The sequence below is a fragment of the Actinomycetospora cinnamomea genome, from assembly GCF_003096675.1.
Taxonomy (GTDB): domain Bacteria; phylum Actinomycetota; class Actinomycetes; order Mycobacteriales; family Pseudonocardiaceae; genus Actinomycetospora; species Actinomycetospora cinnamomea.
This window is the reverse complement of the sequence record NZ_QEKW01000013.1, coordinates 36,226-59,637: the sequence shown is the minus strand read 5'-3', so window position 1 is coordinate 59,637 and position 23,412 is coordinate 36,226. Positions and strand designations below refer to the sequence as shown.

Below are 23,412 nucleotides of genomic sequence, written 5' to 3'. Positions count from 1 at the left end.
GACATGGCCACGACCCCGACCGACCCGCAGACCACCACCACCCACGTCACCGGACGGCGGGTGGTGGCCACCCTCGTCGACGGCCTGCTGTTCGGGCTGGCCTACGTCGCCCTCGCGGTCGTGGCGGGCACGATCGTCCCGACCGGACCGTGGTCCTGGCGAGCGGACATGCCGGTCGCCGCGAACGTCGCCTACGGCGTGGCCGTCGTCGGCTACTACGTGCTGATGGAGGGGCTGCTCGGCCAGACCGTGGGCAAGCTCGTCTGCGACATCCGCGTCATCGACGGGAGCAACGGCGCGCTGCCGGGCCTCGGCAAGGCGGCCGTGCGTACCGTGCTCCGGCTCGTCGACGGGCTGTTCAACTACCTGGTCGCCTTCGTCGCCGTCCTGACCTCGCGCAACCGCCGGCGCCTCGGCGACATGGCCGCCGGCACGCTGGTCGTGCGCACGCCGCGCTGAGGTCGCGTCTCGGTCGTGGCCCGTCGGTACCGGGGTCACGGGACGAGGGCGATCCCGGTCGCGACCGCCGCGACGGGGGCGGCGAGCAGGAGGGTCAACCGGCCGGCGAAGCGGGCGCCGCCCGCCGCGAGCGCCAGGGCGAGCTTCGTCGCGGTGTTGGCGGCCAGCGCCAGGCCGGCGGCGGCCGCCGCCGTCGCGACCGGGATGACCGTGCCGGCCAGGGTCGCGGCGGCCACCGACGCGGCGTGGGCGTCGGCCAGCCCCCCGACCACCGCGGCGACGGCGACCCCACCGCTGCCGGCGAGCTCGGCGGCGAGCCGCGTGCCGAGCAGGAGCACCACCAGCAGCGCGGCGAGGGTGAGGGTGGCCGTGAGCGAGAGCGGGCGCACCGCGGGGTGGTTCTCGTCCGCCGGCGTCTGCGGGTCCTCGGCCGGAGCAGGCGCGCCGGCCGTTCGGCGCCACAGCCAGGCGATCTCGGCCAGCAGGACCACGACCCCGGCCCCGGCCGCCGGGAGCAGCCGCAGCGCCACCGCGGGCGAGGCGACGGCCACCACCACGACCAGCTGCACCAGGGTGGCGACGTTGGCGGCGAGCACCGCCGGCATCACCGCCGGCGCCACCTCCCCGCGCCGCCGCCGGCGGGCCAGGACCAGCGTCGTCGCCGACGCGGAGACGAACCCGCCGAGGAACCCCACGAGCAGCAGCCCGATCCGCTCGCCCAGCGCGCGCACGCCGACGTAGCCGACCCAGCCGACGACGGTGAGGGCCACCACGAGCAGCCAGATCCGCGAGGGGTTGAGGACCCCGTAGGGGCCCAGCGGCCGGTCGGGCAGCAGCGGCAGCACGACCAGGGCGACCACGAACAGCCGCAGCGCGTCCCCGACGTCCTGGTCGGTGACGAGGCGGGTGGCGAAGTCGTGCAGCGGACGCTTGACCGCGAGCACGACGACGACGCCCACACCGATCGCGACGGCCCACGAAGGCCGGGTCCAGGCGAGGGCGCCAAGCAGGTAGGTGCCCACGGCGGCGACCTCGGTGGTGGCCCCGAGGTCCGGTTCCGCGGCCGTGCGCACGGCGGCCAGGTAGCCGACGACCATCAGCACCGTCACGGCCGCCAGGCCGGCGACCAGGACCGCGACGCCCAGCGCCGTCGCCACCGCGCCCGTCACGGCGAGCAGCGCGAAGGTGCGGGCGCCCGCGGACGGGCGGGGGAGGTCGTGGCGCGCGCTGTGCTCCCGCTCCAGGCCGACCAGGAGCCCGATCGCCAGGGCCGTCCCGACGTGCGCGAGTGCGGTGACGGTGTCCACCCGGGCTGCCCCTCCCCTCGGCACGCGGTGCCCCGTAGTGCCGCACGGGCGGCAGGCGACCGGCCAGGGTCGCGGGTCGTGGTGCCGGCGACGGAGGTCCCGGGCGCGGCGGACCGTCGTCCCTGCCGGTCGCGGCCGCGGGCGCGGCAGCGTGTGCGGCGAGCCCGCAGCCCCAGGAGGAGCGATGAGCCCGACCAGCACGCCGTCCGCCGCCGCGACCACCGCGGTCCGGGAGGTGGTCGACCGGAACCTCGCCACCGTCGAGCCCGACGCGACCCTGCAGGACGTCGCCGAGGAGCTCGCGCTCGACGAGATCGGTGTCGTCGTCGTCCAGCACGGCCACGAGCCGATCGGGCTGATCTCCGAGCGGGACCTCGTCACGGTGCTCGCCTCCGGCGGCGACCTCGAGACCCAGGCGACCGACCTCATGACCGTCGACCTGGTGACCGCCGGCGAGGACACGTCGGTCGCGGACGTCGGGCGCCTGATGGTCGACGCGCGCGTCCGCCACGTCCTCGTGCGGGGCCCCGGCGAGCGCGACGACCCCGACAACGGCCCCGTGACCGGGATCGTCTCGATGCGCGACGTGGTCAGGTTCCTGCTCGACGACCTCGGGTGAGACGGGACGGGTCCGTGCACACCGCCGACATGCCGCGGCCCGGCGCGCCCGACCCCCCCGCGGCGGCGGTGGTGCGTGCCTACGCGCCCCCCGGTCGGGGGCGACACGCCGTCGTCGCCTGGGCCCGCCGGCACGCGGGCCGCACCGGGGCGCGGGTGGAGATCCTCGTCGACCCCGCGCCCCCGGGTCCCGCGGGTGGGCCGGCCGAGCTGCTCGGCCGGGTTCTCGACCGGGCGCTCGCCGCTCTCGCCGGCCGCCCGGCGCTCGTCGACCGGCTCGCTCGCGCCGCCGCGGGGGCCCGGATGCTCGTCGTGCCCCAGCGGCTGGCCGGTGTCGACGAGCTCGTGGAGACGGCCTACGAGCCGGTGGCGGTGGTCCCGGACGAGCCGTCCCACACGCGCGGTCCCGTGGTGCTGGCTCTGGCCCCGCGCACCTCGGACGAGGCCGTCGACGCGGCCTTCGACGCCGCGGCGCAACGGGGGGCGCCGCTGCTCGCCGTGCGCGTCCGCGACCCCGAGCGGGCGCTGCCGGCGACCCGGGACGACCAGGCCGAGGCGGTCGCCGAGGAGCGCCGGGACTGGTGGGACCGCCTGTCCGCCTGGCACGTCACCCACCCGGACGTCCCGGTGGAGGTGCAGGTCGCCGAGGGCGACCCCGCCCTCGAGCTCGTCGACCTGTCGCTGCGCGCCCGCCTGCTGGTGCTCGGCCGCTCCGGACGCGGCCGGGTGCTGGCGTCCGTGGCGGCGTCGCCCGTCGCCCCGGTGACCCTGCGGGCCCGCTGTCCCGTCCTCGTCGTCCCGCCGCCGGGACCGCCCCGCCGCTCCTGGTGGCCGCGCTCCTCCTGACCCGGCGCCCTGATCGGGACCTTCGCCCCGCGCGGTCGGGACGCCGGGCGGACCGTCCGGCTCTGGCCCCGCGGGGCGCCGCCAGACGATCGTGGTGGGGCGGCCGGCGAGCCGCGCGAGGAGGAAGGGGAGACCATGACCGAGAACGGCGCCCGGCAGGGTGTCATCGTCTGCGGGATCGACGGGTCGAGCGGCTCGCGACGCGCCCTGCAGGAGGCGATCCGGACCGCGATGCGCCGGGGCGACCGCGTGCGAGCGGTGGCCGTCTACGACCCGCCCGAGGTGTGGGCGGCGTGGAGCTACGGGGCCTCCGCGGGCATTCCGCTGCCCGACCCGGACGCGCTGCGCGAGGAGGAGTACACCGCGGCTCGGCAGATGGTGGACGAGGTCCTCGCCGAGACGGCCTGGGACGGGACGCCGCCGGAGGTCTCGGTCGAGGCCCTGCCCGGCCGGCCGGCCGAGGTGCTGGTCGACATCTCGCGGGAGGCCGACGAGCTCGTCGTGGGACACCGCGGACGCGGCGCGTTCGGCAGCGTCGTGCTCGGCTCGGTGGGCCTGGGCTGCGTCCTGCACGCGACGTGCCCGGTCACCGTGGTCCCCGAGCCCGTCGCGGCCTGAGGAGCCGAGGTGTCGGACACGACGACGCTGGAGGACGCCGTGCCCGCGATCGACCTCGACGCGCCGGTGGACACCGTCGCCCGGCCGGCGACCACGCTCGCCGAGTCGGCCCCGCTGCCGGAGGCCTGGGCGCGGCTGCACCAGGACCAGGACCACGTCGGGGTGGTCGTGCGCGACGGGAGGCCCCTCGCGGTCGTGACGGCCGGGGCGCTCGCCGAGCGCTGGCCGGCCGGTGGGCCCCTCGTCCAGCACCGCTGGACCGTGCACGACGTCCTGGACCGACCCTGTGGGGTCGACGTGCTCGCCGCCGACGACTCCCTGCGCCACGCGGGTCACCGGCTGCTCGGTACGGGACTGCCCGCCCTGCCGGTGCGGGCACGCCACGGCGCGCTGCTGCGGGTCGTGACCACCACCGGCCTGCTCGCGGCGCTCCTCTCGGGAGGGCCGCGGGCATGACCGCGGCGTCGGGCGTCGTCGTCGGCGTCGACGGATCGACGACGGCGGCCGGCGCACTGGTGGCGGCCGTCGAGGAGGCCGCCCGCCGCGGCGTGGGGGTCACGGCGATGCTGGCCTACGCCGCCCCGGGGTCGTGGGCGGAGGGGGACGGGGACGCCGACGTCCTCGAGCCGGACCGGATGGCGGCCGCGGTGCTCGAGCAGGCGCAGCGGTATGTCGCCGAGGCGACCCTGCACCTCTCGGAGGCCCTGCGCGGCGTCCCGCTCGAGGTCCGGGTCCGGGCGGGGTCGCCCGCGCCGGTGCTCGCCGACGCCGCGCGCGGGGCGGAGCTCCTGGTCGTCGGCCACCGCGGGCGCGGGATGGTCGGGCGCGCGGTGCTCGGCTCCACCGGCGTGCGCCTGCTCGCCCTGGCGCCGTGCCCGGTGCTGGTGGTGCGTCCCCGGGCGGCCGGGCCCGACGGCCCCGTCGTCGTCGGGATCGACCGGTCGGAGAACTCCGCGGCCGCCCTGCGCTACGCGCTGGCCGATGCGCTGCGCCGCCGGGTCGACGTCGTCGCGGTCACCGGAGCTGCGCCACCACCCTCGACGGTCGGGTTCCGCCCCCTCCCGGCGACGACGCTGACGGCCGTCCGCGAGAGCCTGCGACCGCGGGTCGAGCAGTTCGTCGGCGGGGTCGTGGGCGAGTACGGGCGCCGCCACCCCGTCCCGTCGATCGAGGTGGTGGTGCGGGCGGAGGACCCGACCCTGGCGGTGGTGGACGTCGCCGAGCAGATCGCGGCCCCGGTCGTCGTGGTCGGGCGTACGGGTCACGGGGCGTTCGCGCGGTGGCTGCTCGGCTCGGTCGCCCACGGCGCCGTGCTGCGCGCGCCGTGCCCGGTGGTCGTCGTCCCCGGCGACGCGACACCGGGCCACCCGGACGAGACGGAGGGATACGGAGATGACTGACCAACGACCGGTCGTGCTCGTGGGCGTGGACGGTTCGACCGACGCCGACGCCGCGCTGCGGTACGCCGTGGAGGAGGCGCGCCGGCGCGGTGGCCGGGTCCTGGCGATCGCGGCCGCCGAGCCCCCGGCGATCGGCGCCCTCGACGTCGAGTCGATGCCGGTGAATCCCGAGGCGGTGCGTCAGAGGACCGCCCGGGGGACCCGGGAGCACGTCGACGAGGTGCTGGCGGGCGTCGAGGGCGACCGGGTGTCGGTCGAGGTCCGGGCGCGGCTCGGCCGGCCGACCTCGGTGCTGGTGCACGCGGCCCGCGACGCCGACCTGCTGGTGGTCGGGCACCGCGGCCGCGGGCCCGTCGCCTCGGCCCTGCTCGGTTCGGTCGGCCTCGGCTGCGTCCTGCACGCGCCGTGCCCGGTGACGGTGGTGCGGGCGAGGCCGACCGCGGCGAGCGTCCTGCAGGACCGGGCGGCGACGGCGGCCGCCCCGTGAGCGGCGGCCCGGCGATCGTGGTCGGTGTCGACGGCTCCGACGGGTCCCGCGCCGCGCTGCACCACGCCCTCGCGGAGGCGGCGCGACGGCACGTGGGCGTCCGCGTCGTGGTCGCCTACGTGCCGACGGACTACTGGGCGGAGCTGTTCGCGCTCGAGCGGCGGCCGGCGCCGCCCGACCCGGGTCCCGGGGCGACGGCGCGCGCTCGCGGCCTGGTGGACGAGGTGGTCGCCGCCCGGCGCGCGGTGGCGGCCCCGGTGCCGGAGGCGGCGATCGAGGTCGTCGCGGTCGGGGGACCGCCGGTCGACGTGCTCGTGGACGCCGCCGAGGGCGCCGACCTCCTCGTCGTGGGGCACCGTGGCCGCGGCGCCGCCCACGGTCGCCTGACCGGTCCCGTCGCGATCGGCTGCGTCCTGCGGGGCCGCTGCCCGGTCACGGTCGTCCCCCCGGACCGCGCCCATCGCGCGGCAGTGCCCCGATCCACATCGGCGTAGATCCGATCGGCCCGCCGCCGTGGTGATGGCGGCTGTCGTGGGCCGGCTCGCGCGTCCTCGGTCGCGCCCCACGTGAGGAGGGGATCGTTATCGTTCTGTGATCCGGGCGGGGGTCTGGAGGGCCGCGCAGCGGCGGTCGGTGTCGGGGGGTGGGCCTAGCGTCATCGACATGGGTATCGATCAGCGCGTGCGGCCCGGCCCGGCGGCCGGGCTGGACGCGCTGTCGCCGGGCCCGGAGCTGGTCGCGGCGCTCGAGCGGCTGTCGCCGGCCGCGTTGACCGGAGAGGATCTGGCCGCCTATGTGCGGGGGTGCGCGCGGGTGCAGAACCGGGGCACCGCGCGGCTGCTCGAGGGGATGCACCACCTGGGGCGCGCGCAGGACGGGCGCACCGAGCGGCGCCCGGGGCTCGACGAGTTCTCCGGCGACGAGGTGTGCGCGGTGCTGGGGTGGTCGCGGGCGATGGCCGGCCGCAAGCTCGACCTGGCCGACGACCTGATCGACCGGCTGCCCGCGGTGGGCGAGGCGCTGTGGGAGGGCCGGCTCGACGAGCCCAAGGCGGTGCGGTTGTGTGAGTGGACCCGGGATCTGGCCGAGGACCACGCCCGCCACGTGTGTCAGGTGCTGCTGCCCGAGGCCCCGACGCTGCCGGTGGGGGAGCTGATCCGGCGCATCGAGCAGGTCGCGACCGCGCTGGATCCGCAATGGGCCGCGCGGCGGGCGCGGCGGGCGGAGAAGAACGCGCGGGTGATCCTGTCGCCCAAACCCGTCGGGCACCGCGACGCTGTCGGTCTGCGACGTCGCGGTCCCGACGGGGCTGGCCATGCGCGATCGGGTCGATGCCCTGACCGCGGCGGTGCGCCACCTCGGGGTGCTCACCCCGGTCGGCGCGCTGCGCGCCGCGGTCGCGGCTCGCCTGCTCGACGGCTCGGTGGCCGGGCTCGACGACCGCGCCGTCGCGGTGGTCCTGGCCACCGAGTACCACAACGCCGGGCACGAGAGCCCCGGGCCCGACCACGGGCCCGACGACCCACCCGCCGGCCCCACCGACCCCGACCCCGACGACGGGCCCGACGACGACCCGAACGGCGGGCCGGGCGGCGGGCCGGACGACGGGCCGGACGACGGGCCGGACGACGGGCCGGACGACGGGCCGGACGACGGGCCGGACGACGGGCCGGACGACGGGCCGGACGACGATGGCGGCCCCGGCGACGGGCCGGCCACCGGCTCGAGGCGCGGCGGCGGCGGTGACGGCGGCCGCGGGGACGCCGCGCCAGGTGACGGTGGCGCCGCCGGCGACGACCATCGCCCCGGCGAGACCGGGTACCACGACCCCGACCACGAGGAGAAGGACCCGGCCGAGCACGGGTCCGGCGATGACGCCGCGAACGACGACGCCGACGACGACGCGGCGGGCGACGACATGGCCGAGGCCGACACCGAGGCCGACACCGAGGCCGACATCGAGGCCGAGACCGACACAGAGACCGACACCGAGACCGACACCGAGACCGACACCGAGACGGACCCGGCGGTCGAGCAACAGGGAGTCCTGGACCTGCCCGGTCTTCCCGAGCCCGATCTTTCTGAGCCCGATCTGTCGGAGCCCGATCTTGCTGAGTCCGGTCTGCCGCCGATGATCGAGGGGCCCGATCCCCGCCCGGGGCGGATCCGCGACGGGACCTCGGAGCTGCGCCTGCGGCTGTCCACCGCGCTCGGGCTCGACCAGTACCCGGCCACCGTGCCCGGCTACGGCAACGTCCTGGCCCACCACGCCCGCACCATGCTCCACGCACGCCGCGACGGCGAGTGGCGCATCGTGCTCACCGACGACCACGGACGCCTCCACCACGTCCTGCTCGCCCACCGCCGACCCGGACCCCACCCACCCGGACCCCGCCGGCCCCGCCGAGACCGGCGCCCTCCCGACCGGGCCGGCCCACCGGACGCGCCGTGTCGTGCCATCGTCGAGCTCCAGGGCCCCACGACGCTGCTGGCCGCCCTCGACCCCGACGAGCACGGCCCGTGGGCTCCCCTGCTCACCGAGCTCCACCACCGACTCGCCGGCCTCGGAGCCCGCCTCGGCGCGCCGCCACCCGAGACCGCCGACGACCACGCCCGCCGGCGCCCACGCGCCGAGACCGACCGGTGGGTCCGGGTCCGCGATCGCCACTGCGTGGCGCCCGCCTGCCGGCGCCCCGCCCACCGCGCCGAGCTCGACCACACCCACGACCGCGCCCGCGGCGGCCCCACCGCGCACTGGAACCTCGGCGTGTTCGACCGCCACCACCACAAGGCCAAACACCACGGCGGCTGGCGGGTCCGCCAACCCCGACCCGGACACTTCCAGATCCGCACCCGCGCCGGGGTCAAGCACACCACCACTCCCAAGCCGATCATCGAACCGCTCCCCGCGCCCCGCCCCGCCGCCCACCCCCGGCCCCTGCCCGACGACGGCTGGGGCCCCGACACCCCCAGCGACCGAACCGACGGCACCACCGCAACCCGCTGGACCGACCCCGAGCGAGCCGAAACCGAGCGGGCCGCAGCCGAAGCCCCCGAACGGTGGCCCACCACCGCCACCGGCCGACCCAGACCACGCCCGAGCAACACCACCAGACGCCGACCCCCACCCCCCACCACCGACGACACCACCGACGACCCCCCGCCGTTCTGAGTGGAGGCGCGTCGACGCGACGCGCGGTCAGCCCGGTAGCCGCGGGTTGCTCACCGCGTGACCGGGCGGGCATCGCCCCGCACGATGGTCATGAGCTGCGGCGCTGCGCCGCCAGTTCCTCCCGCAGGCGCCCGAGCTCCTCCTCGAGGTGGGCGAGACGACGCTCCAGATCGCCCTCCGACCGGTCCCGGTCCGGCGGCGGGTACGGCGCGGCCGGGTAGACCGGCATCGGGTAGGCGTAGCCGTAGTGGTGCCACGGGCCGTGGCCGCACCAGCAGGACATGGTGGACCTCCTCACGTCTCGTCCCCCGCAGTCGAGGACCGGAGGCACGCGCCCGACAGGGTCGGAGGTCCCGGCGGGCCGCGGCGCACGATCGCGGCGCACCGATCCCCCGGGCCCGGTGGACGAGGGCCTGCGGCCGCTCCCGGGCCGGCAGTGGACCGTGTTTCGCTCGTCCGAGAGGACCCTGGAGCGGAGGCACGCGATGAACGAGCAGGAACACCCCGGCCCCATCGTCGTCGGGATCGACGGCTCCGTCCGCAGCGTGGAAGCCCTGCGCTGGGCGGCGGACATGGCCAGGCTCACCGGGGCCGAGGTGCACGCGGTGACCGCCTGGGAGGTCCCCGTCACGATCATGCTCGTACCCAGCTACACCGAGGCCGACTACGCCCGCGAGGCCCGCGCCGTCCTCGACCGCGCCGTCGCCGAGGTCCAGGAGTCCGCGGCCGACGTGAAGATCGAGAAGCATCTGGTGCAGCAACGCCCGGCGCTCGTCCTGGGTGAACGGGCCGAGAACGCGCAGATGCTCGTCCTCGGCAGCCACGGACGCGGCGACCTGCCCGGGATGCACCTCGGCTCGACGGCGTCCTACTGCGTCCACCACGCACCCTGCCCCGTGGTCGTCGTCCGCGGTCGCCCCGCCTGACGAGAGGGGCTGGCGCTGCCGTCGACCGGCAGCCTCACCCTCGCGTCCTGACGGGCGAGTGCGCTACCGGCGCCCCGCGCGCCGGGTCTCGCGGCGCAGGCGCCGGCCGGTCAGTCGCTCCGCCGGAAGCCGGAGCAGTACCAGCTCCCCGTCGGGGTCGGGCCACGGCTCGGGGCGAGCGGTGACCGTCGCCGGGGCGCCGTGCAGCGTCCCGACCGCCACCACCGACCAGCCGGTCCGCCGGACCGGGTCGATCTCGTCGACCTCGAACGCGACCGTCTGCCCGACCGCGGCCCGGGCCCCGCTGCCGGTGCCGACGGCGATGACGATCGCGGTGTCCTCAGCCGTGTCCTCCAAGGCGAACGCGAACGGCTCCACGGTGGGTCCGTGACCGTCGATGAACGCGAGCCGCCCGAACTCGGCGGTCATCAACAGCGCCCGCGCCTCGGCGGTGCCGAGCTGGTCGACGACCGCGTGCTCGACGGCGCTCACGACCGGCGCCCCTCGGTGTCGGGGACGACGACCGCGCGCCCGGTGATCGTGCCCTGCTCGAGCTCCCGGTAGGCGTCGAGTGCCCCCTCGAGCGGGAAGGTCGTGATCTCGGTGTGGATCAGGCCGCGCGCGGCCAGGTCGAGCACCTCGACCAGCTCGGGCCGAGTGCCCCAATAGGTCGTCTGCACCGAGAGCTCGTAGGGCACGCCGAAGAACCCCACGGGCAGCGTGCCGCCGGCGAGTCCGATGATCGTGAGGTCGCCGAGGGTCCGTCCCACCGCGGCCCCGAGGGCCAGGGTGGCGTCGGAACCGACACAGTCGAACACGGCGTCCGCACCCCGCCCGGAGGTGAAGCGCCGGATCGCGTCGGCGGTGTCCCCGTCGCCCAGCAGCGCCAGGTCGGCCCCTGCCGTCCGCGCCAGCTCCAAGGCCTCCGGTCGGGTGTCGACGGCGACCACGCGGGCCGCGGTGGTGGCCGCGAGGATCTGCAGCGCCATGTGCCCGAGGCCCCCGATCCCGATGACCAGGGCAGTGCTGCCGGGAGTCAGCTTCGGCCAGGAACGGCGGATGGAGTGGTAGGGGGTGAGGGCGGCGTCGGTGAGCGGCGCGGCCGCCGCGGGCTCGAGCCCGTCGGGCAGCGGGACGACGTGTCGCGCGGCCGGTACCAGCATGAACTCGGCCATCCCGCCGTCGAGCCCGAGCCCGCCCCCGCCGCCGGGGACCGGCGCGGAGGCGAGGTCCTCGCAGTAGGTCTCGGCGCCGGCGCGGCAGCGCTCGCACCGCCCGCAGCCCCACGGTCCGTAGACGGCCACCGGCCGGCCGGGCTCGAGGTCCACGCCGTCCCCCACGCCCGGGCCGAGCTCCTCGACCCACCCCGCCACCTCGTGGCCGAGGGTGAAGGGCGGCCCCCAGGGCAGGATGCCGGGGCCGAACTCGTGCATGAGGTGCAGGTCGGAGTGGCACGCCCCGGAGCCGCCGACGCGGACGAGCACCTCGCCGGTCGCGGGCCGTGGCCGCTCGACGTCGACGAGGACGGGGTCGGACTTCCAATCGTTCAGACGCCAGGCCTTCACGGCGTCCTCCTCTCGGGTGCGGGTGCGGGTGCGGGTGTCGAGGGGGGCGGGGAGGTGGGCGCGGAGGTAGCCGCGGAGGTGGGCGGGGAGGTGGGCGCGGAGGTGGGCGCGGACCGGCGGCGGCGCCACCGGTCGAGCTCGTCGACGCCCCAGACCACCGGGGCGCAGCACAGCAGCAGGGCGACCGTCGCCGCGTCGAGCGGAGCCGTGCCGACGATCTGCTGGCCCACCGGCAGGTAGACCACGGCGGCGGTCACGAGCAGTTCGAAGGCGATGCCCCACCACAGGAGCGGGTTGCTGCCCAGGCCGACCGACCGCAGCGAGGCGTGTTCGGTGCGGGCGGCGAGGGCGGTGCCGATCTGGCAGGCGACGATGCCGACGAACGTGGCGGTGGTCGCCTCGAGGTAGAGCGGGTGCAGGGCGGTGCCGGGACCGGTCGGCGCACCCGGCGTCCAGCCGCCGCGCAGGAGGACGAGCAGGAAGGCGCCGGTGGTCAGCACCGCGGAGGTGATGCCCAGCAGCCCCCACGCCCGCCAGAGCATGCGGGGGCGGATGACGCCTTCGGAGCGGGGCCGCGGGCGACGCTCCATCAGCCCGGGCTCGGCGGGCTCGCGGCCCAGCGCGAGCGCCGGGAGCGTCTCGGTGCCGAGGTCGATCGCGAGGATCTGCAGCACGGTCAGCCCGAGGGGGATCGCGCCCCCCGAGAGCGCGAAGAGCAGGAACGGCACGATCTCCGGCACGGCGTGGGCGAAGATGTAGACCACGAACTTGCGCACGTTCTCGTACACCCGCCGGCCCGCGGCCACGGCGCGCTCGATGGTCGCGAAGTCGTCGTCGGTGAGCACCATCGTGGCCGCCTCACGAGCGACGTCGGTGCCGGACGCGCCCATGGCCACGCCGATGTCGGCGCGGCGCAGGGCGGGCGCGTCGTTGACGCCGTCGCCGGTCACCGCGACCACCTCGCCGAGGTGCTCGAGCGCCTCGACGATGCGCAGCTTCTGCTCGGGGGCGACGCGGGCGAACACGATCTCGTCGCCGGCGGCGAGCAGGGCGTCGAGCTCGTTCTCGCGCAGGCCGGCCAGCTCCGCGCCGCCGACGACACGCAGGCCGCCGACCCCGATGCCCACCGAGCGGGCCACCGCCGCGGCGGTGACGGGGTGGTCGCCGGTGACGACGTGCACCGTGATCCCGGCGGCGTGACAGCGGGCGACCGCGGGGGCGACGGAGGCACGGGGCGGGTCGACGAGACCGACCAGCCCCTCGAGCACGAGGCCGGACTCGACCTCCTCGCGCGGTGCGGTGGGATCGGCCGCCGTCGCGGGCCGGGAGGCCAGGGCGAGGACCCGCAGCCCGTCGGCGGCCAGCTCGCCCGTGGCCGCCAGGACCTCACGGCGGCCGGCCGCGTCGAGCGGAGCCGCCGAGCCGGCGCGGCGCACCCTGGTGCAGCGGGGGAGGACCGCCTCGACGGCGCCCTTGGTGTGCACCGCGAGGCCCTCGGGCGTGTCGTCCACCGTCGACATACGGGTGAGCACCGGGTCGAAGGGGTGCATGGCGCGCCGGTCGCGCTGCCGGGTGCCGGCGCGGGTGTCCAGCCCGGCCGCGGCGGCGAGGGCGAGCAGCGCGAGCTCGGTCGGGTCTCCCGAGCCGGCGCCCCGCCCGGGGTCGGGCAGGTCGGCCTCGCTGCAGCGCTGCGCGACCCGGGCCAGCGCGGGGGAGAGCCCGGCGTCACCGAGAGGGTCGCGCCGCCCGCTCGCCGCGGTCCAGAACGCCTGCGGACGCATCCGGTTCTCGGTCAGCGTCCCGGTCTTGTCGGTGCAGATCACGGTCGTGGAGCCCAGCGTCTCGACCGCGGAGAGCCGCCGGACGACGGCGCCGTGACGGGCCAGCGAGCGCACCCCGGCGGCGAGGGCAAGCGTGATCGTCGGCAGCAGCCCCTCGGGCACGTTGGCCACGAGCAGCCCGATCGCGAAGACCAGCGCGGCCGTGAACGACAGCCCCGCGAGCAGCCCGATCGGCAGGAACGCCGCCCCCGTGCCGACGGCGACGGCGGCGATGAGCCACGCGACGCGTCGCACCTGCCGCTCGAGCGGGCTCTCGTGGTGGCCGACGTGCCCGGTGAGGGCGGCGATCCGCCCGATCTCGGTGTGGGCCCCGGTGCCGGTGACCACGGCGCGGGCGGAGCCGACGGTGCAGGTGGTGCCACGGAACACCAGGTCCGGGGCCTCGAGCAGCGGAGCGGGCGGGTGCGTCCCCGCGCGCCGGGGGACCGGCACCGACTCCCCGGTCAGCGCGCTCATGTCGACCTCGACCGCGCCGGTCACCAGACGCCCGTCGGCCGGGACGGCGGCGCCCTCGGTGAGGAGCACGACGTCCCCGCGCACCACCTCGGCTGCCGGGACCTCCCGCGCGACGCCGCCGCGCAGCACCCGGGTGCGTGCGGGGAGGTAGGCCTCGAGGGCGGCGACGGCGTGCTCGGCGTGCTGCTCCTGCCAGAATGCGAGCCCCGCGTTGAGCACGACCACGACGGCGACCGCCGCCGCGAGGACGGGGGTGCCGGCCAGCAGCGCCAGGCCCGCCGCGGCCCAGAGCAGCAGGGCCAGGGGGTGGACGAGCTGGCGGGCGAGCGCGCGCGGCCACGACGCCCGGCCGCGGGCGGGCAGGGCGTTCGGCCCCTGCACCTCGAGGCGTCGCGCGGCGTCGCGCTCGTCCAGGCCCTCGGGGCCCGAGCGCAGCTCGTGCCAGAGACGGTCGAGCGGGGCGTCGAGGTCGACCGCCTCGTCGAGCGGCCCCCCGTCGACCTCCGCGACGTGACGGCCCAGGTCCTTCACCAGGCCGACGACCGGACGGAGGTCACCGCGCGTACCCGGACGACGGGGGCCGGCCGAGGTCGCGTGCCGCCACGCGCAGGGCGGCGTCGAGGCGCACGTCGTCGTGCTCGCCGCCGTCGATCGCGCGCAGGACCCACGTCAGGGTGCGGCGCACGTCGCGGTGGGGCTCGTGGTGCAGCGACGTCCATGCCTGGTCCTGCGCGGCCAGCAGCGTCACCCGCGGCACCCCCCGGCGGCGGAGGGCGACGACCCGGGTCACGAGGTCGAAGGTCTCGGTGGGTCGACGCTCGGGCACGGTGTCCATGACGGCTCCTCTCCGGGCTCCAGCCCAGCGGGCGGAGCGGCCCCGCGGCGAGGGCCGGAGGTCACCCGCCTCGCGCCGGACGTCCCTCCCCGTCGGGGCCTGCGCCCCTGCCCCCGCGCGGCCCCGGAGGGCACGGTCGGAGCCGTTCCGGCCGGACGCGCGGAGGTGGGTCGTGACCCGTGGTGTGGTGGTCGTCGGGGTCGGGTTCGTGCCCGACGAGCGCGCGGTGCGCTGGGCCGCGACCGAGGCGCGGGACGGCGACCTCGGGCTGCGGCTGGTGCACGCCCTGGTGCTGCCGGTCGGTCACCACCCCGGGTGGGGGCTGACCGTCCCCCCGGCGTTGCGTGGCCGCGGCCGGGACGCGCTGCTCGCCGCGACGGCGATCGCGCGGGACGTCGCGCCGGACCTGGAGATCGAGACCCGGGTGATCCGCGGGAGCCCGGTGCCGGTGCTGCGGGCGCAGGCCCGGGACGCGGATCTGGTCGTCCTCGGCAGCGACGGGCTCGGCCGGGTGGGCGACCGCCTGCTCGGCGGCGTCGTCCGCGGGCTGACCGGTCACATCGACGTCCCCCTGGTCGTCGTGCCCGTCGACTACGACCCCTTCGGTCCCCACGGGGACCACGCGCCGGTGATCGTCGGCGATGACGGCACGCCCGGCTGCGAGGGCGCGTGGCGCTACGCCGCCGACCGCGCGCAGCGACGGGGCGTGGCGCTGGGCGCGGTCCGGGTCGTCGCTGAGGACCACGTCGACCGCGCGCTGGTCGACCGGGCCCGTGGGGCCGAGGTCCTCGTGCTCGGCGTCGACCACGCGTGGTTCCACCACCGGATCACCCCCGACGTGGTCCGCCACGCCGTGTGCCCCGTGGTGGTCGTGCCACCGATCCCGCTGGCCGGCGTCGGCGCCGAGCGGGCGGCCACGGCCCGGCGGGAGCACTGACGGTGGAGTCCATGGCGGTCGTCGAGCGCGCCGGCGCCACCGACCTCGCCTTCCTCGCGATGGACACGGGCCCGGTGCCCCAGCAGTTCGGCGTCGTCCTCGAGGTCGGCACCGCAGGCAGCACCCCCGTCGGCACCCCCGTCGGCACCCCGATCGGCACCGCGCTCGACACCGGAACGGTCCGCGAGCTGGTCGTCCGGCGCCTGCCCGCGGTGCCGCGGCTGCGGCAGCGCCTCCGGGCGGCCCCGCCGGGCTGCGGGACGCCGCTGTGGGTCGACGACCCCGCGTTCGACGTGCGTCGCCATGTCCAGGAGCTGACGTGCGCCCCGCCCGGCGACGAGGCCGCGGTGGTGGACACCGCCCTGTCCGCGATCATGACCCCCCTCCCACGCGACGCGCCCCTCTGGCGGGTCGTCGTCCTCCGGACGCCTGCCGGTGGCGGCGTCGGGCTCGTCGTCGTGCTGCACCACGCCCTCGCCGACGGTCTCGGCGGCCTCGGCCTGCTCGCGGCGCTGCTCGAGCCGGAGCCCGAGCTCGAGCCCGCCGAGCACGACGGCGGGTTCCCGCGACCGCGTCCCGCGGCCCCGCTGCTCCTCCGCGACGCGCTCGCGCGGCGCCTGCGGGGCGTCGGGCGGGTGGCGTCGGCCTGGCGGGCGCTGCGCACGGGTCTGGGCGCCGCCGGCGGGCTCCGACCGGCCCGCGCGGCCCCGTGCTCGTTGCTCGCCCCGACCGGCCGGCGGCGGGCCGTGGCGGTGGTGCGGGTCGAGCGCGAGCCGTTGCGCGCGCACGCCCACCGGCACGGGGCGACGACCAACGACGCCCTGCTGGCCGCCGTCGGCGGCGCCCTCGGCCGGGTCCTCACCGACCGCGGCGAGGCGGCGCCCGCCACCGTGCAGGTCGCGGTGCCCGTCTCCGCGCGCCGGTCGGCGGCGGGAGCGCCGGGCGGCAACGCCGTCAGCCCGATGGTCGTGGCCGTGCCGACAGCCGGCGACCCGGCCACCCGCCTGGCCGCCGTCGCGATGCGGAGCCGGGAGCTGCGGTCGGGCGCGGCCGCCGGACCACCGCCGATCGCGGTGCTCTCCGGCCTCTTCCGCCTGGTCGCGACCCTCGGGGGCTACCGTCGGTACCTCGCCCACCAGCACCGGATGCACACCCTGGTCACCCACGTCCGCGGGCCGGGGACGGCGGTCACCGTGGCGGGCGCGACGGTCCGCGCCGTGGTCCCGCTGGCGGTCGGGGAGAGCGGGAACGTCACCGTGTCCTTCGAGGCCCTGTCCTACGCCGGCACACTGACGGTCGCCGTCGTGGTCGACCCGGACGCCGTCGGCGACCCCGGGGGCCTCGCGGACGCCCTGCGCGGGGAGCTCCACCGGATGTCCGGTGTCCCGGTGTCGATCGTCGTGGGTAACCGGTGACCGTGGCGATGAGCGGCGACTGTGATTCCGACGACCTGACCCTGCTCGACGCGTGGTGGCGCGCGGCGAACTACCTGGCGGTGGGCCAGATCTACCTGCGCGACAACCCGTTGCTGCGCGAGCCCCTGGCGCCCGAGCACGTGAAGCCGCGGCTGCTGGGGCACTGGGGGACGACGCCCGGGCAGACCTTCCTGTGGGCCCACCTCAACCGTGTGGCCCGCCGCGGCGAGTTCGACCCGCTGTTCGTGTCGGGGCCGGGGCACGGCGGTCCGGCGGTGGTGGCCGCCGCCTACCTCGAGGGCACCTACACCGAGCGGTACTCCCACGTCACGGCGGACGCCGACGGGCTGCGGACGCTGTTCCGCCAGTTCTCCTACCCCGGCGGGATCCCCAGCCACGTCGCGCCGGAGACCCCCGGCTCGATCCACGAGGGCGGTGAGCTGGGCTACTCGCTGGCCCACGCCTACGGTGCCGTCTTCGACAACCCCGACCTGCTGGTGGCGTGCGTGGTCGGCGACGGCGAGGCCGAGACCGGGCCGCTCGCCACCGCGTGGCACGCGAACAAGTTCTGCCACCCGGTCCACGACGGCACCGTGCTGCCGGTCCTGCACCTCAACGGCTACAAGATCGCGAACCCGACGGTGCTGGCGCGGATCCCGGACGACGAGCTGCTCGCGCTGTTCACCGGCTACGGGTACCGGCCCTACGTCGTCGAGGCCGGCCTCGACTCCGACCACGCCGCGGTGCACCGGCGGATGGCCGACACCATGGACGAGATCGTCGACGAGATCGCCGCGCTGCGCCGCGAGGCCGCCGAGGCCGCCGAGGACGGGGCCGCGGGCCGTGCGGTGCCGCGCCCGCGCTGGCCGATGCTGATCCTGCGGACGCCGAAGGGCTGGACCGGGCCCCGCGAGGTCGACGGGCAGCAGGTGGAGGGCACCTACCGCGCGCACCAGGTGCCGCTGGCCGGCACCCGTGACAACGCGGAGCACCGGGCCCAGCTCGAGGAGTGGATGCGCTCCTACCGGCCCGAGGAGCTCTTCGACGACGGCGGCAAGCTGCGTCCCGACCTCGCGGCGCTGCACCCCGGGGGCGACCGGCGGATGAGCGCCACCCCCCACGCCAACGGCGGCGAGCTGCTGCGCGCCCTGCGGCTGCCCGACTTCCGCGACCACGCCGTCGCCGTCGACCGCCCCGGTGGACCCGTCGCGGAGGCCACCCGCGTGTTGGGTGGCTGGGTCCGGGAGGTGGTGCGGCAGAACCCCGACAACTTCCGCCTCTTCGGGCCCGACGAGATCGCCTCGAACCGGCTGCAGGACGTCTTCGCGGTGACCGACCGGCAGTTCGACGGGGAGATCGTCGACGGTGACGACCACCTGGCCCCGGCGGGCCGCGCCGTGGAGATGCTCTCGGAGCACATGTGCCAGGGCTGGCTGGAGGGCTACCTGCTCACCGGCCGGCACGGGCTGTTCACCTGCTACGAGGCGTTCATCCACATCGTCGACTCGATGCTCAACCAGCACGCCAAATGGCTCAAGGTCACCCGCGACATCCCGTGGCGGCGCCCGATCGGCTCGCTGAACTACCTGCTCACCTCGCACGTGTGGCGCCAGGACCACAACGGCTTCTCCCACCAGGACCCCGGCTTCATCGACCACGTCGTGAACAAGAAGGCCGAGCTGGTGCGGGTGTACCTGCCGCCGGACGCGAACACCCTGCTCTCCACCGCCGACCACTGCCTGCGCACCCGGGACTACGTCAACGTCATCGTCGCCGGCAAGCAGCCCGCGCCGCAGTGGCTGGGGATGGAGGAGGCGGTTGCGCACTGCACCCGCGGGCTCGGGGTGTGGGAGTGGGCCAGCAACGACGACTCCGCCGAGCCCGACGTCGTGCTGGCGTGCGCCGGGGACGTCCCGACGCTGGAGACCCTGGCCGCGGTCGACCTGCTGCGCCGCCACCTGCCCGACCTCAGGGTCCGCGTGGTCAACGTCGTGGACCTGATGCGGCTCGAGGACCCGACGGAGCACCCGCACGGGCTGCCGGACCGCGAGTTCGACGCCCTGTTCACGCCGGACAAGCCGATCATCTTCGCCTACCACGGCTACCCCTGGCTGATCCACCGGCTGACCTACCGGCGCACCGGCCACCCCAACCTGCACGTGCGCGGCTACAAGGAGGAGGGCACGACCACCACGCCCTTCGACATGGTGATGCTCAACGACCTCGACCGCTTCCACCTCGTGATGGACGTGATCGACCGTGTCCCGGGGCTGGGGGTGCGCCACGCCGGGCTGCGCCAGCGGATGGCCGACGAGCGGCTCGCCTGCCGCGAGTACACCCGGCGTCACGGGGAGGACCGGCCCGACGTGCGGGACTGGGTGTGGACCGACTCCGGGGAACCGGACGGGCGGGCGGGGCGGCCCGGCGCCGCCGCGGACACCGCCTCCGACTTCCCCGACGACGTGCGCACCGGGCCCGACCAGCACGACCCCATGGCCGACGTCCGCTGATGCGCGTCCTGGTCCTCAACGCGGGGTCCAGCAGCGTCAAGCTGCGGGTGGTGGAGCCCGACGACACGGTCGCCCACCGGGTGGACCTCGATGCACCGCGGGGCCGACCCGCCGCCGGGGAGCTGGAGGAGGCCGCGGCGCGGCTGGCCCACGAGGCCGGCGGGGTGGACGCGGTCGGCCACCGGGTGGTGCACGGGGGCGCCGACTTCACCGGTCCGGTGGTGGTCGGCGCCGACGTCGTGGGTCGGATCGACCGGCTCATCGTGCTCGCGCCGCTGCACCAGCCCCCGGCCGTCGCCGGCCTGCGGGCGATGACCGAGGCGCTGCCCGACGTGCCGTCGGTGGCCTGCTTCGACACCGCCTTCCACGCCACGATGCCGGCGGCGGCCAGCACCTATGCCGTACCGGCGCGGTGGCGCACCGAGTACGGCCTGCGCCGCTACGGCTTCCACGGGCTGGCGCACGCGTGGGCGTCGGCCCGCGCGGCGGAGATCGTCGGCCGGCCGCTCGAGGAGCTGCGGGTGGTCGTGGCCCACCTCGGCTCGGGCGCCTCGGCGTGCGCGGTGTCCGGCGGCCGGTCGGTGGACACGACGATGGGGTTCACGCCCACCGCCGGGCTGGTCATGGCGACCCGCTGCGGGGACCTCGACCCCTCCGCGGTGGCCTGGCTCAGCGTGCACGCGGGCGTGCCGCCCGCCGAGGTCGAGCACGCGCTGGACCACGCCTCGGGCCTGGCGGCGCTCGCCGGCGACCCCGACATGCGCCATGTGCTCGCGGCGGCCGACGCCGGCGACCCGGATGCGGTCCTCGCCGTCGACGTCTGGGTGCACCGGGCGTGCGCGCAGCTCGCCGCGATGGCCGCGGCGGCCGGCGGCGTGGACGTGCTCGCGTTCAGCGGCGGGGTGGGGGAGAACGCCCCGGCGCTGCGGCAGCGGGTCGTCGGGGGCCTGCGCTTCCTCGGGCTCGCGGTCGACCCGCACGCCGACGCGGCGGCGGTCGGCGGTGCCGAGGGCGACGTCTCCGCCCCCGACGCCGGCGCCCGCACCGTCGTCGTGCACGCCCGGGAGGACCTCGTCATCGCCCGTGAGGTGCGGGCGGTGCTGGGCTGAGCCCCTCGGACGGGCCGGACGGGGCCCAACGGGTCGGGCGCCGGGGTCTTCGGCCCCTCACGAGCGAGGGGCCCGCGCGGCGACGCTGCGTCCGCCCAGCTCGCAAGCCAGGAGGCAGCGCCATGGACGATCCCCGCCCGCCCGCCGTCGACGCGCCGGGCCCCGACGACGTGCGGACCGAGCAAGGGGGCGCAGCTCCTCGGGCCGCGGGCCCGTCACGGCTGGTCCGCAGCCGCCGGGACCGGATCGTCGGTGGCGTGTGCGGGGGCCTGGGGCGCTACCTCGGGGTCGACCCGGTCCTGGTCCGCATCGTCACGGTCGCGCTCATGCTCTCGGTCGGCGTCGGCGTGCTGGCCTACGTCGTCGCGTGGATCGTGATCCCCGAGGCGGACGAGGACGAGCCGCCCGTCACGGCCGCACCCACCGACCGGCACCGCGTGACGGTCGTCGCCGGGGCCGCCCTCGTCGCGCTCGGCGTGCTGCTGCTGGTCCGTGCGGTGATCCCCTGGTTCGACGGGGCGGTCTTCTGGCCGCTGGTCGTGATCGGCGTCGGCGTTCTCGTCGTCGTCTCGAGCCGGCGGTGAGCACGGTGACCCAGCTGGGTCCCGCGGCCTCCCCGACGACCACCCCGCCGGCCCGGGGGCCGCGGCTCGACCGGCTCGTCGCAGGCGCGCTCCTCGTCGCTGTCGGCGCCGCCTGGTTGCTCGACGCGGTGGGGGTGTCGGTGCCGTGGCGGCTGTTCCCCGCGATCGCGCTGGTCGTCGTCGGTGCGGTGCTCGTCGTGGCCGCCGCCGGCGGGTGGCCGCACCGCGGGCTGGTCGGGCTCGGCGCGCTCCTGCTCGTCGCGGCCGTCGCGGTCGGGGTGCACGTGGAGCGGTTCGCGGGCCCGGTCGGCGACCAGCTGGTCGCCCCGCCCCCGGGGGCGTGGCCGACGCATACCCGGCTCCTGGCCGGGACCGCGACCGTCGACCTCACCCGCCACCCGCTGCCGCCGGACGGTCACCTCGACGTCGCGGTCGGCGCCGGGCGTGTCGTGGTCGTCCTGCCGCCGGCGAGTCCGGCCGGCGTGGACGTGGAGGTCGTCGCGGGGGGCGTCCTCGTCGACGGGGTCCGGGTGGACGACGGGGTCCATGCCCGATGGGTCGAGCCGGCGTCCGACGGGCCCACCGTCGCGGTCGACGTCGCGCTCGGGGAGGTGGAGGTCCATCATGCGCGATGAGCACCACCGCACGGCGGTCGCCGTCGCGGCCGGCGTCGGCTACCTGCTGGCCGGGGTGGCGCTGCTGCTCCAGGAGCTCGAGGTGGTCGCGCTGTCGTGGGCGGTGGTGCTCCCGCTGCTCCTCGTCGCGGCCGGGACCGCGCTCCTGCTCACCGCCGGGGTGAACCGCGCGGGTCGCTCCGGTTGACCGCCGCGATGGGGGTGGCGGCCGTCGAGACGCCGGGCTCGGGTCGCGGCGCCGGCACCCCGGCGGGGGCCGCCGCGGTCCGGTACTGCTCGACCACGGCGTGCAGCTCGTCGCGGAACGCCGCCACCATCAGGCGCGCGTCGCCGACCCGGCGGTCGTCGGTGCCGAAGCCGATGCGGACGCGGCCGGCGTAGCTGACGATGCAGGCGGTCATCACCTGGTCGCCGCTGCACGGTGCCCAGCCGACGATGCCGGTGACCTCCGCGCCGGCCAGGGCCATCGCGCTGCGCGGTCCCGGGACATTGGTCAGCACGCCGACGGCCTTGCCGGCGAAGTAGTCGCTCAGGGTCGTGGCGAGCGGGTTCGGGGCGAGACCCAGGAGCTGTTGCAGGCCGCGGGTCAGCACCGGCTCCCAGCTGTGCCGCAGGCGCTCCACACGCGCGTGCACCTCGGCCACCCGGGCCCGGAACGGCCCGCGCAGCGGGAGCACCACGAGGACGAGCGCGAAGCGGTTGCCCAGCCGCTCCGGCGGTCCCGCCTCGAGCGGTTCCAGGTTGACCGGCACCATCCAGGCCAGGTCGGACGGGGTGGCGGCGCGCATCTCGGCGCGGTGGGCCCGGGCGAGCGCGCCGCCGAGCAGCGCGAGGCAGACGTCGTTGATGGTGGCGCCCTCGGCGTGGGCGAGGTCGGCGAGCAGGTCGAGCGGGACCGGGTCGCTCCAGGCCGCGCTCTTCCGCGTCCCCGGCGGGCCGGTCCAGGCGGTGGGCGGGTTGGTCCAGCCGAGCATCTGCAGGGTGTCGTACACGGTGTTGAGGCCGGAGGTCAGCACCCGCACCCCGGCGCCGAGAGCCCGCAGGGGGTGCCGGGGTGCGGCGAGCAGGTCCGCGAACGGGTCGTCCATGCCGTGGGTGCCGACGGGCCGGGCGGCGGCGCCCTCGCCGGGCAGCGGGTCGAGCAGCGCGAACAGGAGACGGGTCATGCGGACGCCGTCGGCCAGGGCGTGGTGCGTGCGCACGACCACGGCGCTGCCCCGGCCGTGCCCCTGCAGCAGGTGCACGCTCCACGGCGGGTGCTCCAGGTCGAGGCACGTGCTGCGCAGGTCGCCGACGCGCTGCTGCAGCGCCGCCTCGGGGTGCGCGTCCGGGAGGGACTCCACGAGCACGTGGCGGCCGAGGTCGAAGTCCGGGTCCTCCTCCCACGCGGCGCCGGGGAGCCACGCGCTCCGGGTCACGGGGCGGCACCGGAACACCGGGTAGCGGTCGACGATCCGCTCGGCCAGGAGCCGGCGCAGCGCAGTGGGGTCCACCGGCGTGGCCGTCCACAGCACCGACACCACGCCGAGCACGTTGTTCGGCCTGTCGAGCCGGAGCCACAGGCCGTCCTCACCCGTCATCGGGATGTCGCTCGCCATGCCGTCACGGTGCGCGTCCGCGAGCACCGCGGACCAGGTCCGTTGGGCCCGGACCCGTGGGCCCGGCGGTCGGCGCGCCGGTGCCGTGAGCCGG

Annotated in this window: 24 protein-coding genes and 1 pseudogene; 18 read left to right on the top strand and 7 right to left on the bottom strand. The window is 76.9% G+C overall.

The genetic code is table 11. From position 1 onward, the window contains the following. Window positions 1-3: 3 nt before the first annotated feature. Complete coding sequence (locus C8D89_RS20940; RefSeq protein ID WP_116710076.1) at window positions 4-459, top strand: RDD family protein; 456 nt, start codon at window positions 4-6, stop codon at window positions 457-459. A gap of 35 nt (window positions 460-494) precedes the next feature. Here the strand turns inward: C8D89_RS20940 and C8D89_RS20935 are convergent, their stop codons facing one another. Continuing rightward, the gene (locus tag C8D89_RS20935) at window positions 495-1,766 is read right to left on the bottom strand and encodes a DUF4010 domain-containing protein (protein WP_116710075.1); all 1,272 of its coding nucleotides are present in this window, start codon (window positions 1,764-1,766) and stop codon (window positions 495-497) included. A gap of 184 nt (window positions 1,767-1,950) precedes the next feature. Here C8D89_RS20935 and C8D89_RS20930 point away from each other — a divergent pair, with 184 nt between their 5' ends. The 9 genes and pseudogenes from C8D89_RS20930 (at window position 1,951) to C8D89_RS30445 (ending at window position 8,907) form a co-directional block, all read left to right on the top strand. Beyond that, the gene (locus C8D89_RS20930; RefSeq protein ID WP_116710074.1) at window positions 1,951-2,385 is read left to right on the top strand and encodes a CBS domain-containing protein; all 435 of its coding nucleotides are present in this window, start codon (window positions 1,951-1,953) and stop codon (window positions 2,383-2,385) included. 14 nt (window positions 2,386-2,399) lie between these two features. Next, entirely contained in the window at window positions 2,400-3,230 is an 831-nt protein-coding gene (locus C8D89_RS20925; RefSeq protein ID WP_116710073.1) for a universal stress protein, read from the top strand. 135 nt (window positions 3,231-3,365) lie between these two features. Beyond that, window positions 3,366-3,848 carry a universal stress protein gene (locus C8D89_RS20920; protein WP_116710072.1) on the top strand — a complete coding sequence of 161 codons (483 nt, stop codon included), beginning with the start codon at window positions 3,366-3,368 and terminating at the stop codon, window positions 3,846-3,848. Between the two features lie 9 nt (window positions 3,849-3,857). Beyond that, window positions 3,858-4,304 (top strand): CBS domain-containing protein, encoded by a 447-nt coding sequence (locus tag C8D89_RS20915; RefSeq protein WP_116710071.1) that lies wholly within the window; start codon window positions 3,858-3,860, stop codon window positions 4,302-4,304. Next, window positions 4,301-5,248: a universal stress protein gene (locus C8D89_RS20910; protein WP_116710070.1), complete on the top strand. Its 948-nt coding sequence runs from the start codon at window positions 4,301-4,303 to the stop codon at window positions 5,246-5,248. The genes C8D89_RS20915 and C8D89_RS20910 overlap by 4 nt, the downstream gene beginning before the upstream one ends. Continuing rightward, on the top strand, window positions 5,241-5,735 hold the full coding sequence (locus tag C8D89_RS20905; RefSeq protein WP_116710069.1) for a universal stress protein: 495 nt from the start codon (window positions 5,241-5,243) through the stop codon (window positions 5,733-5,735). Before C8D89_RS20910 ends, C8D89_RS20905 begins: the two co-directional genes overlap by 8 nt. Next, window positions 5,732-6,229 carry a universal stress protein gene (locus C8D89_RS20900; protein ID WP_165825846.1) on the top strand — a complete coding sequence of 166 codons (498 nt, stop codon included), beginning with the start codon at window positions 5,732-5,734 and terminating at the stop codon, window positions 6,227-6,229. Before C8D89_RS20905 ends, C8D89_RS20900 begins: the two co-directional genes overlap by 4 nt. A 169-nt stretch (window positions 6,230-6,398) precedes the next feature. After that, window positions 6,399-6,962: pseudogene (locus C8D89_RS31195) on the top strand (DUF222 domain-containing protein); the annotation flags it as partial. 88 nt (window positions 6,963-7,050) lie between these two features. Further along, entirely contained in the window at window positions 7,051-8,907 is a 1,857-nt protein-coding gene (locus C8D89_RS30445; RefSeq protein ID WP_243418275.1) for a hypothetical protein, read from the top strand. 88 nt (window positions 8,908-8,995) lie between these two features. Here the strand turns inward: C8D89_RS30445 and C8D89_RS20885 are convergent, their stop codons facing one another. Further along, the gene (locus C8D89_RS20885; RefSeq protein ID WP_133251996.1) at window positions 8,996-9,205 is read right to left on the bottom strand and encodes a hypothetical protein; all 210 of its coding nucleotides are present in this window, start codon (window positions 9,203-9,205) and stop codon (window positions 8,996-8,998) included. A gap of 187 nt (window positions 9,206-9,392) precedes the next feature. On the opposite strand from C8D89_RS20885, the gene C8D89_RS20880 reads away from it, so the two are divergent. Beyond that, window positions 9,393-9,833 (top strand): universal stress protein, encoded by a 441-nt coding sequence (locus tag C8D89_RS20880; protein WP_116710163.1) that lies wholly within the window; start codon window positions 9,393-9,395, stop codon window positions 9,831-9,833. A gap of 63 nt (window positions 9,834-9,896) precedes the next feature. Here the strand turns inward: C8D89_RS20880 and C8D89_RS20875 are convergent, their stop codons facing one another. From C8D89_RS20875 to C8D89_RS20860, 4 genes are read right to left on the bottom strand one after another with little or no spacing between them, the layout of a single operon-like run. After that, on the bottom strand, window positions 9,897-10,325 hold the full coding sequence (locus tag C8D89_RS20875; protein ID WP_116710065.1) for a pyridoxamine 5'-phosphate oxidase family protein: 429 nt from the start codon (window positions 10,323-10,325) through the stop codon (window positions 9,897-9,899). Further along, window positions 10,322-11,398 carry an NAD(P)-dependent alcohol dehydrogenase gene (locus tag C8D89_RS20870; RefSeq protein ID WP_116710162.1) on the bottom strand — a complete coding sequence of 359 codons (1,077 nt, stop codon included), beginning with the start codon at window positions 11,396-11,398 and terminating at the stop codon, window positions 10,322-10,324. The genes C8D89_RS20875 and C8D89_RS20870 overlap by 4 nt, the downstream gene beginning before the upstream one ends. Then, window positions 11,395-14,226 (bottom strand): cation-translocating P-type ATPase, encoded by a 2,832-nt coding sequence (locus C8D89_RS20865; protein WP_243418274.1) that lies wholly within the window; start codon window positions 14,224-14,226, stop codon window positions 11,395-11,397. Before C8D89_RS20865 ends, C8D89_RS20870 begins: the two co-directional genes overlap by 4 nt. A 22-nt stretch (window positions 14,227-14,248) precedes the next feature. Next, entirely contained in the window at window positions 14,249-14,530 is a 282-nt protein-coding gene (locus C8D89_RS20860) for a hypothetical protein (protein WP_116710064.1), read from the bottom strand. 172 nt (window positions 14,531-14,702) lie between these two features. Between C8D89_RS20860 and C8D89_RS20855 the strand changes: the two genes are divergently transcribed. The 7 genes from C8D89_RS20855 to C8D89_RS20825 all read left to right on the top strand — a co-directional run bounded on the left by C8D89_RS20855 (window position 14,703) and on the right by C8D89_RS20825 (window position 21,907). Continuing rightward, complete coding sequence (locus tag C8D89_RS20855; protein WP_165825845.1) at window positions 14,703-15,467, top strand: universal stress protein; 765 nt, start codon at window positions 14,703-14,705, stop codon at window positions 15,465-15,467. Between the two features lie 11 nt (window positions 15,468-15,478). Then, complete coding sequence (locus C8D89_RS20850) at window positions 15,479-16,882, top strand: wax ester/triacylglycerol synthase domain-containing protein (RefSeq protein ID WP_133251995.1); 1,404 nt, start codon at window positions 15,479-15,481, stop codon at window positions 16,880-16,882. Between the two features lie 8 nt (window positions 16,883-16,890). Beyond that, window positions 16,891-19,392 (top strand): phosphoketolase family protein, encoded by a 2,502-nt coding sequence (locus C8D89_RS20845; RefSeq protein WP_116710160.1) that lies wholly within the window; start codon window positions 16,891-16,893, stop codon window positions 19,390-19,392. Then, entirely contained in the window at window positions 19,392-20,501 is a 1,110-nt protein-coding gene (locus C8D89_RS20840; RefSeq protein WP_116710061.1) for an acetate/propionate family kinase, read from the top strand. Before C8D89_RS20845 ends, C8D89_RS20840 begins: the two co-directional genes overlap by 1 nt. Window positions 20,502-20,623: 122 nt before the next feature. Next, entirely contained in the window at window positions 20,624-21,085 is a 462-nt protein-coding gene (locus tag C8D89_RS20835; RefSeq protein ID WP_116710060.1) for a PspC domain-containing protein, read from the top strand. A 5-nt stretch (window positions 21,086-21,090) separates the two neighbouring features. Next, a complete protein-coding gene (locus C8D89_RS20830; protein ID WP_133251994.1) occupies window positions 21,091-21,720 on the top strand; it encodes a hypothetical protein in 630 nt (209 codons plus the stop codon). Next, entirely contained in the window at window positions 21,710-21,907 is a 198-nt protein-coding gene (locus tag C8D89_RS20825) for a hypothetical protein (protein ID WP_116710058.1), read from the top strand. The genes C8D89_RS20830 and C8D89_RS20825 overlap by 11 nt, the downstream gene beginning before the upstream one ends. Here C8D89_RS20825 and C8D89_RS20820 read toward each other — a convergent pair. Next, window positions 21,870-23,318 carry a wax ester/triacylglycerol synthase domain-containing protein gene (locus C8D89_RS20820; protein WP_133251993.1) on the bottom strand — a complete coding sequence of 483 codons (1,449 nt, stop codon included), beginning with the start codon at window positions 23,316-23,318 and terminating at the stop codon, window positions 21,870-21,872. The two genes, C8D89_RS20825 and C8D89_RS20820, sit on opposite strands and share 38 nt — an antisense overlap. Window positions 23,319-23,412 lie beyond the last annotated feature (94 nt).

Excerpts from the sequence above, each read along its gene's own strand:
- C8D89_RS20880 (WP_116710163.1), top strand. The coding sequence starts at position 9,393 with ATGAACGAGCAGGAACACCCCGGCCCCATCGTCGTCGGGATCGACGGC.
- C8D89_RS20905 (WP_116710069.1), top strand. The coding sequence starts at position 5,241 with ATGACTGACCAACGACCGGTCGTGCTCGTGGGCGTGGACGGTTCGACC.
- C8D89_RS20850 (WP_133251995.1), top strand. The coding sequence starts at position 15,479 with ATGGCGGTCGTCGAGCGCGCCGGCGCCACCGACCTCGCCTTCCTCGCG.
- C8D89_RS20825 (WP_116710058.1), top strand. The coding sequence starts at position 21,710 with ATGCGCGATGAGCACCACCGCACGGCGGTCGCCGTCGCGGCCGGCGTC.
- C8D89_RS20920 (WP_116710072.1), top strand. The coding sequence starts at position 3,366 with ATGACCGAGAACGGCGCCCGGCAGGGTGTCATCGTCTGCGGGATCGAC.
- C8D89_RS20845 (WP_116710160.1), top strand. The coding sequence starts at position 16,891 with ATGAGCGGCGACTGTGATTCCGACGACCTGACCCTGCTCGACGCGTGG.
- C8D89_RS20940 (WP_116710076.1), top strand. The coding sequence starts at position 4 with ATGGCCACGACCCCGACCGACCCGCAGACCACCACCACCCACGTCACC.
- C8D89_RS20910 (WP_116710070.1), top strand. The coding sequence starts at position 4,301 with ATGACCGCGGCGTCGGGCGTCGTCGTCGGCGTCGACGGATCGACGACG.
- C8D89_RS20930 (WP_116710074.1), top strand. The coding sequence starts at position 1,951 with ATGAGCCCGACCAGCACGCCGTCCGCCGCCGCGACCACCGCGGTCCGG.
- C8D89_RS30445 (WP_243418275.1), top strand. The coding sequence starts at position 7,051 with ATGCGCGATCGGGTCGATGCCCTGACCGCGGCGGTGCGCCACCTCGGG.
- C8D89_RS20840 (WP_116710061.1), top strand. The coding sequence starts at position 19,392 with ATGCGCGTCCTGGTCCTCAACGCGGGGTCCAGCAGCGTCAAGCTGCGG.
- C8D89_RS20860 (WP_116710064.1), bottom strand. The coding sequence starts at position 14,530 with ATGGACACCGTGCCCGAGCGTCGACCCACCGAGACCTTCGACCTCGTG.
- C8D89_RS20820 (WP_133251993.1), bottom strand. The coding sequence starts at position 23,318 with ATGGCGAGCGACATCCCGATGACGGGTGAGGACGGCCTGTGGCTCCGG.
- C8D89_RS20835 (WP_116710060.1), top strand. The coding sequence starts at position 20,624 with ATGGACGATCCCCGCCCGCCCGCCGTCGACGCGCCGGGCCCCGACGAC.